Source organism: Cupriavidus sp. HPC(L) (assembly GCF_000307735.3).
Taxonomy (GTDB): domain Bacteria; phylum Pseudomonadota; class Gammaproteobacteria; order Burkholderiales; family Burkholderiaceae; genus Cupriavidus.
The window spans coordinates 1-8,534 of the sequence record NZ_AMPR02000121.1 but is presented as its reverse complement, the minus strand read 5'-3'; the positions used below and the strand labels follow the sequence as shown (position 1 = coordinate 8,534).

The 8,534-nt window shown below is 68.5% G+C and carries 5 protein-coding genes; 3 read left to right on the top strand and 2 right to left on the bottom strand.

The features are described 5' to 3' along the window. The first annotated feature begins 177 nt into the window (after positions 1 to 177). Positions 178 to 2,139: an ATP-binding cassette domain-containing protein gene (locus B551_RS09110; RefSeq protein ID WP_023263936.1), complete on the top strand. Its 1,962-nt coding sequence runs from the start codon at positions 178 to 180 to the stop codon at positions 2,137 to 2,139. Positions 2,140 to 2,420: 281 nt separating this feature from the next. Here the strand turns inward: B551_RS09110 and B551_RS27250 are convergent, their stop codons facing one another. Both B551_RS27250 and B551_RS09105 read right to left on the bottom strand, forming a co-directional pair. Continuing rightward, positions 2,421 to 2,552, bottom strand: a complete 132-nt coding sequence (locus B551_RS27250; protein ID WP_006578368.1) for a hypothetical protein — start codon at positions 2,550 to 2,552, stop codon at positions 2,421 to 2,423. Positions 2,553 to 2,554: 2 nt separating this feature from the next. Further along, positions 2,555 to 3,766: an MFS transporter gene (locus B551_RS09105; protein WP_023263934.1), complete on the bottom strand. Its 1,212-nt coding sequence runs from the start codon at positions 3,764 to 3,766 to the stop codon at positions 2,555 to 2,557. Positions 3,767 to 4,125: 359 nt separating this feature from the next. Between B551_RS09105 and B551_RS09100 the strand changes: the two genes are divergently transcribed. Further along, positions 4,126 to 6,129 carry a DNA topoisomerase IV subunit B gene (locus B551_RS09100; RefSeq protein ID WP_023263933.1) on the top strand — a complete coding sequence of 668 codons (2,004 nt, stop codon included), beginning with the start codon at positions 4,126 to 4,128 and terminating at the stop codon, positions 6,127 to 6,129. Positions 6,130 to 6,167: 38 nt separating this feature from the next. Next, positions 6,168 to 8,492 carry a DNA topoisomerase IV subunit A gene (parC, locus tag B551_RS09095; protein WP_006578371.1) on the top strand — a complete coding sequence of 775 codons (2,325 nt, stop codon included), beginning with the start codon at positions 6,168 to 6,170 and terminating at the stop codon, positions 8,490 to 8,492. Positions 8,493 to 8,534 lie beyond the last annotated feature (42 nt).

The following is an 8,534-nucleotide window of genomic DNA, read 5'->3' as shown; positions in this document are numbered from 1 at the left end:
GCTAGCCCGCCGTCCGCGGCGGGCGCGCCGCTCCCGCGCATGCTCTACAATGCCGGCTCGCCGCCGATCCGGCATGACGCGCGCCGTGCCAGGCTCGCGCCGCGTCCTCCGCGCCGGCCTCGGCGCTCGCGACCCTTCATTTCGCGCGCTGGTTTCGCGCCTCCTTCCTTCGCTGTCATGGCCCTGTTCTCCATTTCCGACGCCCAGCTGGCCTTTGGCCATGTGGCGCTGCTCGACCACGCCGACTTTTCGCTGGAGGCCGGCGAACGGGTCGGCCTGATCGGCCGCAACGGCTCGGGCAAGTCCTCGCTGCTGAAGATCGTGGCCGGACAGGCCGCGCCCGACGACGGGCTGATCGCGCGCCAGCAGGGCATCACCACCGCCTATGTGCCGCAGGAGCCCGAGTTCGCGGCGCAGCTGACGGTGTTCGATGCGGTCGCCCAGGGCATGGGCGCCGCCCACGACCTGCTGGTCGCCTACGAACATGCCGCCAACCGGCTGGCCGAGCATCACGACGAGGCCACGTTGGCCGAACTGCATCGGCTGCAGTCGGAGCTCGACGCGGCCGATGCCTGGCAGCTGCGCACGCGCGTCGAGACGACACTGGCGCGGCTGGGCCTCGATCCGGTTGCGCGCGTCGACGCGCTGTCGGGCGGCACGCGCAAGCGCGTGGCGCTCGCGCAGGCGCTGGTGGCCGAGCCCGACATCCTGCTGCTCGACGAGCCGACCAACCATCTCGACGTCGAGGCGATCCGCTGGCTCGAGGATCTGCTGCTGGGCTTTCGCGGCAGCGTGCTGCTGATTACCCACGATCGTGCGTTCCTCGATCGCGTCGCCACGCGCATCGTCGAGCTCGATCGCGGCAAGCTGGTGTCCTTCCCCGGCAACTTCGCCGCTTACCAGACGCGCAAGGCCGAGATGCTGGCGGCCGAGCAGGTCGAGCAGGCCAAGTTCGACAAGCTGCTCGCGCAGGAGGAGGTGTGGATCCGCAAGGGCGTGGAGGCCCGCCGCACGCGCAGCGTCGCGCGCATCCAGCGGCTGGTGACGATGCGTGCCGAACGGGCGGCGCGGCGCGAGGTGCAGGGCAATGTGAAGCTCGAGGTCTCGCAGGCCGAGCGCTCGGGCAAGATCGTCGCCGAACTGACCGGCGTGACCAAGTCCTTTGGCGAGCGCACCGTGGTGCGCGACTTCACCGGCACCATCATGCGCGGCGACAAGGTCGGCCTGATCGGGCCGAACGGCGCGGGCAAGACCACGCTGCTGCGGCTGATCCTCGGCGAACTGGCGCCGGACGCGGGCGTGGTCAAGAACGGCAGCAATCTGCAGGTTGCGTACTTCGACCAGATGCGTACGCAGCTGGATCTGGAGACGTCGCTGGCCGACACCATCAGCCCCGGCAGCGACTGGGTCGAGGTCAACGGCCAGCGCAAGCACGTGATGAGCTATCTGGGCGATTTCCTGTTCGCGCCCGAGCGGGCGCGTTCGCCGGTCAAGTCGCTGTCGGGCGGCGAGCGCAACCGGCTGCTGCTGGCGCGGCTGTTTGCAAGGCCGGCCAATGTGCTGGTGCTCGACGAGCCGACCAACGACCTCGATATCGAGACGCTGGAACTGCTGGAGGAACTGCTGCAGGACTACGGCGGCACCGTGTTCCTGGTGTCGCACGACCGCGCCTTCCTCGACAACGTGGTGACCTCGACGATCGCGTGGGAAGGCGAGGGGCGCTGGCGCGAGTATGTCGGGGGCTATTCGGACTGGGTCCAGCAGTCGGAGCGCAGCGCGGCCGCGCAGGGCCAGAAGGGAGCGGAGCGGGGCGCGGAACGCAAGGCCACCGAGACCGGCAAGCCCGCCGGCGGTGACGAAGCGGCCAAGGCGGCGGGGCGCGATGCGCGCGGCGCCAACCGGACCGTCAAGCTGTCGTACAAGGAGCAGCGCGAACTCGACGCGCTGCCCGAGCGCATCGCCGCGCTGGAGGCCGAGCAGAAGACCATCGGCGGGCAGCTCGAGGACGGCTCGCTGTATGCCAGCGACCCGCCGCGCGCCGCGCAGCTGGCGGCGCGCTTCGACGAGATCGAGATGGAACTGCTGGAAGCGCTGGAGCGCTGGGAGTTGCTGGAGGCCAAGCGCCGCGGCGAAGGCTAGGGCGCGGGCGCTTTCGGCAGGCTGCCCTCTCCCCCGGGCCCTGTCCCGCAAGCGGGAGAGGGGAGTGTCGGTTCATCGGGGGGAGTGCTGGTTCGTCGAATGCCGCCGGTTTCTCCCTCTCCCAAGGCGGGAGAGGCCGCGTCGGCTCATCAGTCCCGCCGGTTTTTTCCCCTCTCCTCAAGCGGGAGAGGCCGCGTCGGCTCATCGAGGCCCCCCGGTTTTCTCCCCTCTCCCGCGCGCGGGAGAGGGGCGGGGGAGAGGGCATTGGGCGCCCAAATCCCTCACCCGCACCAGGCCAGCACCATATTGGTCACATCGACCATGAACCCGGGCTGCAGATAACCGATAAAGCCGAGCACCAGCGCCGCCGCCAGCGTGGCGGCGCCCATGATCCGCAGCACGCGGGTCGTCATGGTCAGGCGGCCGCCGCCTGCGGGCGCACCAGCGCCTGCTCGCGGATCGGCAGATTGACCAGCGCCGCGACCACGCCGAGCGCGATCGCGATGCCCCAGACGATGTCGTAGGCGCCGGTGCGGTCGTACAGATAGCCGCCCAGCCACGCGCCAAGGAAGCTGCCGATCTGGTGCGAGAAGAACACCACGCCCGACAGCATCGACAGGTACTGCACGCCGAACACCTGGGCGATGATGCCGTTGGTCAGCGGCACCGTGGAGAGCCACAGCGCGCCCATCAGCGCGGCAAACACCCAGGTGCTGAACGCCGACAGCGGCAGCAGCAGATAGGCCGCGATCACGATCGAGCGGCTCAGGTAGATGAACGACAGCAGATAGCGCTTGGGCATGCGCTGGCCCAGCGCGCCGGCGGTATAGGTGCCGAACACGTTGAACAGCCCGATCAGTGCCAGCGCCACGGTGGCGACCTTGGGATCGGTGAAGCCGCGGTCCTTCAGGTACGGCGCCAGGTGCACGCCGATGAAGACCACCTGGAAGCCGCAGACGAAATAGCCAAGCGTCAGCAGCTGGAAGTTGCGGTTGCCGAACGCTTCCTTGACCGCCTGGCCGATGGTCTGGCGATGGCCGTGCGCCGCGCCGCCCTGGTCGGGCTCGCGCAGTGCGATCGCCAGCGGCAGCATCATGCAGGCCATCACCGCCAGCACGAACAGCGCGTTCTGCCAGCCCACGCCCGAAATCAGGCTCTGCTCGACCGGAATCATCAGGAACTGGCCGAACGAGCCGGCCGCCGCGGCGATGCCCATCGCCCAGACCCGCTTCTCGGGGCTGGCGACGCGCCCGATCACGCCGTAGACCACGCTGTAGGTGGTGCCTGCCTGCGCGATGCCGATCATGATGCCGGCGCCCGAGGCGAACGCGGTGCCGCTGCTGGCCATCGCCATCACGACCAGACCCGCCACGTACAGCGCCACGCCGACCAGCATCACCTTGAGCGCGCCGAACTTGTCGGCCAGCGCGCCGGCAAAGGGCTGCGCCGCGCCCCACATCAGGTTCTGCAGCGCCAGCGCGAAGGCGAAGGTTTCGCGGCTCCAGCCGTGCGCCTGCGTGATCGGCAGGTTGAACAGGCCGAAGCCGTGGCGGATGCCCATCGACAGCGTGACGAGCAGGCCCCCGCAGATCAGCACGGTGGTCAGGGAGAGTGGTTTTCTTGGCATGTCTGGCTCGGTCCGGAGGGTGTTGCTGTTGTCGTTGTTGTGTTGTTCGTTGCCGTCGTCTTGCCCTGCCGGGCAATCGTGCTGGCGAGTGTACTCCGCATCGAAAAGGCGCGTCGGCCGCCGCCGAATTCACCCGGCCGGCCAGGGTTTTATGCGGAGGGAGTGGCCCGCTGGCCGCGCCGGCGAGCCTTCGGCTCGGCCGCGGCCTGGGACGCCGTCCCTGCTGGAACGGGCAGAATTCCCCGCTTGATACGGGATTGGCGCCTGCAGCGTTCCATTACAATGCAGGCTGCCCGGCTTGGCCGGCCCTCCCGATGCGGATGTCCGGCGGCCGCGATTCCCACTTTCGTAACGACTCCATGGCGAGCAAACCCAGTCAGTACAGCGAATCTTCCATCCGCGTCCTGAAAGGACTGGAGCCGGTCAAGCAACGACCCGGCATGTACACCCGTACCGACAACCCGCTGCATATCGTGCAGGAGGTCATCGACAACGCCTCCGACGAGGCGCTGGGCGGCTTCGGCAGCGAGATCGTCGTCACGCTGCATCGCGACGGCAGCGTCAGCGTCGAGGACGACGGCCGCGGTATTCCGGTCGGCATCCATCCCGAGGAAAAGGTGCCGGTCGTCGAGATCGTCTTCACGCGGCTGCACGCGGGCGGCAAGTTCGACAAGGGCAAGGGCGGCGCCTACGCGTTCTCGGGCGGCCTGCACGGCGTTGGCGTGTCGGTGACCAACGCGCTGTCGACCCGGCTGGACGTCTCGGTCTGGCGCGACGGCAATTTCTCCACGCTGACCTTCTCCGGCGGCGACGTGACCACGCCGCTGACCACGCGCAAGATCGAGCGCGGCGAGAAGAAGAACGGCACGCGGGTGCAGGTCTGGCCCGATCCGAAGTACTTCGATTCGGCCACGATTCCGCTGGCCGAACTGCAGCGGCTGCTGCGCAGCAAGGCAGTGCTGCTGCCCGGGGTCAAGGTCACGCTGGTCATCGAGAAGAGCGGCGGCCAGGAGCCGACCGTGCAGACCTGGCAGTACGACCAGGGCCTGAAGGGCTATCTGATCGAGGCGCTGGCGCAAGGCAGCGGCGCCGAGCTGGTGGTTCCGATGTTCGAGGGCGAGCATTTCGCCGATCCCGATGCCAATGCCGGCGAGGAGGGCTTCGCCGAGGGCGAGGGCGCGTCGTGGGTGGTGGCCTGGACCGAGGAAGGCGCGCCGGTGCGCGAGTCCTATGTGAACCTGATTCCGACGCCGGCCGGCGGCACGCACGAATCCGGCCTGCGCGAGGGCCTGTTCCAGGCGGTCAAGAGCTTCATCGAGATGCACGCGCTGCTGCCCAAGGGCGTCAAGCTGATGTCCGAGGACGTGTTCGCGCGCGCCTCCTTCGTGCTGTCGGCCAAGGTGCTGGACCCGCAGTTCCAGGGCCAGATCAAGGAACGGCTGAACAGCCGCGACGCGGTGCGGCTGGTCTCGACCTTCAGCAGGCCGGCGCTGGAGCTGTGGCTGAACCACCATGTCGACTATGGCAAGAAGCTCGCCGAGCTGGTGATTCGCCAGGCCCAGGCGCGCACGCGCGCCGCGCAGAAGGTCGAGAAGAAGAAGGGCTCCGGCGTGGCCGTGCTGCCCGGCAAGCTGACCGACTGCGAATCGACCGACGTGTCGCGCAACGAGCTGTTCCTGGTCGAGGGCGATTCGGCCGGCGGCTCGGCCAAGATGGGCCGCGACAAGGAATTCCAGGCGATCCTGCCGCTGCGCGGCAAGGTGCTGAACACCTGGGAGACGGAGCGCGACCGCCTGTTCGCCAACAACGAGGTGCACGACATCGCGGTGGCGATCGGCGTGGACCCGCACGGCCCGGACGACGAGCCGGACCTGTCGAACCTGCGCTACGGCAAGATCTGCATCCTGTCGGACGCCGACGTCGACGGCGCGCACATCCAGGTGCTGCTGCTGACGCTGTTCTTCCGCCATTTCCCCAAGCTGATCGAGCAGGGCAACGTCTATGTCGCGCGTCCGCCGCTGTATCGCGTCGACGCGCCGGCGCGCGGCAAGAAGCCCGCGCAGAAGCTGTACGCGCTCGACGACGGCGAACTCGAGGCGATCCAGGACAAGCTGATCAAGGACGGCGTCAAGGAAGGCGCGTGGCAGATCTCGCGCTTCAAGGGCCTGGGCGAGATGAGCGCCGAGCAGCTGTGGGAGACCACGATGAACCCCGACACCCGCCGGCTGCTGCCGGTGGCGCTCGGCGAGTACGACCTGCCGAAGACGGTCGGCGTGATGAACATGCTGATGGGCAAGGGCGAGGCCGCGCAGCGGCGCAACTGGCTCGAGGAACGCGGCAACGAAGTCGTGGCCGACATCTGACGGCCCATCAAGGCCCTGACGGCAGGTATTGAGCATCCATGGAACAACAAGACATTACGTTTCAACCCGACGAGCCGGCTGATTCGCTGACGCTCGCCCACTACGCCGAACGCGCCTATCTGGACTATGCGATCAGCGTGGTCAAGGGCCGCGCGCTGCCAGAGGTGGCCGACGGCCAGAAGCCGGTGCAGCGCCGCATCCTGTTCGCGATGCACGAGATGGGCCTGCGCGCCGACGCCAAGCCGGTCAAGTCGGCACGCGTGGTCGGCGACGTGCTGGGCAAATTCCACCCGCACGGCGACCAGTCGGCCTACGACGCGCTGGTGCGGCTGGCGCAGGACTTCTCGCTGCGCTATCCGCTGATCGACGGCCAGGGTAACTTCGGCTCGCGCGACGGCGACGGCGCCGCGGCGATGCGCTACACCGAGGCGCGGCTGACGCCGATCGCGCGGCTGCTGCTCGACGAGATCGACCAAGGCACGGTCGACTTCGCGCCGAACTACGACGGCTCGATGGAAGAGCCCAAGCTGCTGCCGGCGCGGCTGCCGTTCGTGCTGCTCAACGGCGCGTCCGGCATCGCGGTCGGCATGGCCACCGAAATCCCACCGCACAACCTGCGCGAGGTCGCCGCGGCCACGGTCGCGATGATCCGCAATCCGAACATCACGCTGGCCGAGCTGCTGGCGCTGATGCCGGGCCCGGACTATCCGGGCGGCGGCCAGATCATCTCGTCGCCGGCCGACATCGCGCAGATCTACGAGAGCGGCCGCGGCAGCCTGAAGGTGCGTGCGCGCTGGGTCATCGAGGACATGGCGCGCGGCCAGTGGCAGCTGGTGGTCAACGAGCTGCCGCCCGGCACCTCGGCGCAGAAGGTGCTCGAGGAAATCGAGGAACTGACCAATCCGAAGGTCCGCGCCGGCAAGAAGTCGCTGACCCCCGAGCAGCTGCAGCTGAAGCAGACCATGCTCGGCGTGCTCGACGCGGTGCGCGACGAGTCCGGCAAGGACGCGCCGGTGCGGCTGGTGTTCGAGCCCAAGAGCAAGAACATCGACCAGCAGGAATTCGCGCAGACGCTGCTCGCGCATACCAGCCTCGAGACCGGCGCGCCGATCAACCTGGTGATGATCGGCACCGACGGCCGTCCGCGGCAGAAGGGCCTCGCCGAGATCCTGCGCGAATGGATCGCCTTCCGCTTCGAGACGGTGACCCGCCGCAGCCGGCACCGGCTGGGCAAGGTCGAGGACCGCATCCATATCCTCGAAGGCCGGATGCTGGTGCTGCTCAATATCGACGAGGTGATCCGCATCATCCGCGAGGGCGACGAGCCCAAGCCCGCGCTGATGCAGGCCTTCGGCCTGTCCGAGCGGCAGGCTGAGGACATCCTCGAAATCCGGCTGCGCCAACTGGCGCGGCTCGAATCGATCCGCATCGAGCAGGAGCTGAAGGACCTGCGCGAAGAACAGGCCGACCTCGACGTGCTGCTCAAGTCCGAGACCATGATGCGTCGTCGCATCGTCAAGGAGATCGAGGCCGACGCCAGGCAGTACAGCCCGGCCGACAAGGACCCGCGCCGCACGCTGATCCAGGAAGAGCGCCGCGCCGCCGCGGAAGTGCGCGTGATCGACGAACCGGTGACCGTGGTGGTGTCGCAGAAGGGCTGGGTGCGCACGCGCCAGGGCCATGGGCACGATCCGCAGCAGTTCACCTTCAAGGCGGGCGACGCGCTGTACCGCACCTTCGAATGCCGCACGATCGACGTGCTGCTCGCCTTCGGTACCAATGGCCGCGTCTATTCGGTGCCGGTCGCGGGCCTGCCCGGGGGCCGCGGCGACGGCGTGCCGCTGACCACGCTGGTCGAGCTGCAGGCGGGCACGCAGATCGCGCATACGTTCGCCGGCACGGCCGATCAGCGCATGCTGATCGCGACGCGCGGCGGCAACGGCTTCCAGAGCAAGGTCGGTGACATGATCAGCCGGCAGAAGGGCGGCAAGTCGTTCCTGACGCTCGACGATGGCGACGCGCCGCTCTCGCCCGCGCCGATCGGCGACGAGGCGACGCACGTGGCCTGCCTGTCGGGCAATGGCCGCCTGCTGCTGATCGCGCTCGACGAGATCAAGGTGCTGTCCGGCGGCGGACGCGGCGTGATCCTGATGGAGCTGGAACCGAAGGAAACGCTGCAGCAGGTCGCCGCGGTGGGCGCGCCCGGACTGATGGTGTCCGGGCTCGGCCGAGGCGGCAAGGCGACGTCGCAGAAGCTGGCCGGCGCGAACCTGCTGCCCTATGTCGGCAAGCGCGCGCGCAAGGGCAAGGCGGTCGAGCTCAGGCTCAAGGAGATGGCGATCGAGCCGGTGAAGGCCGATTGATGCCCGCTGGATCGGCGGGTTGATCGCCGGTTGATTGCCGGT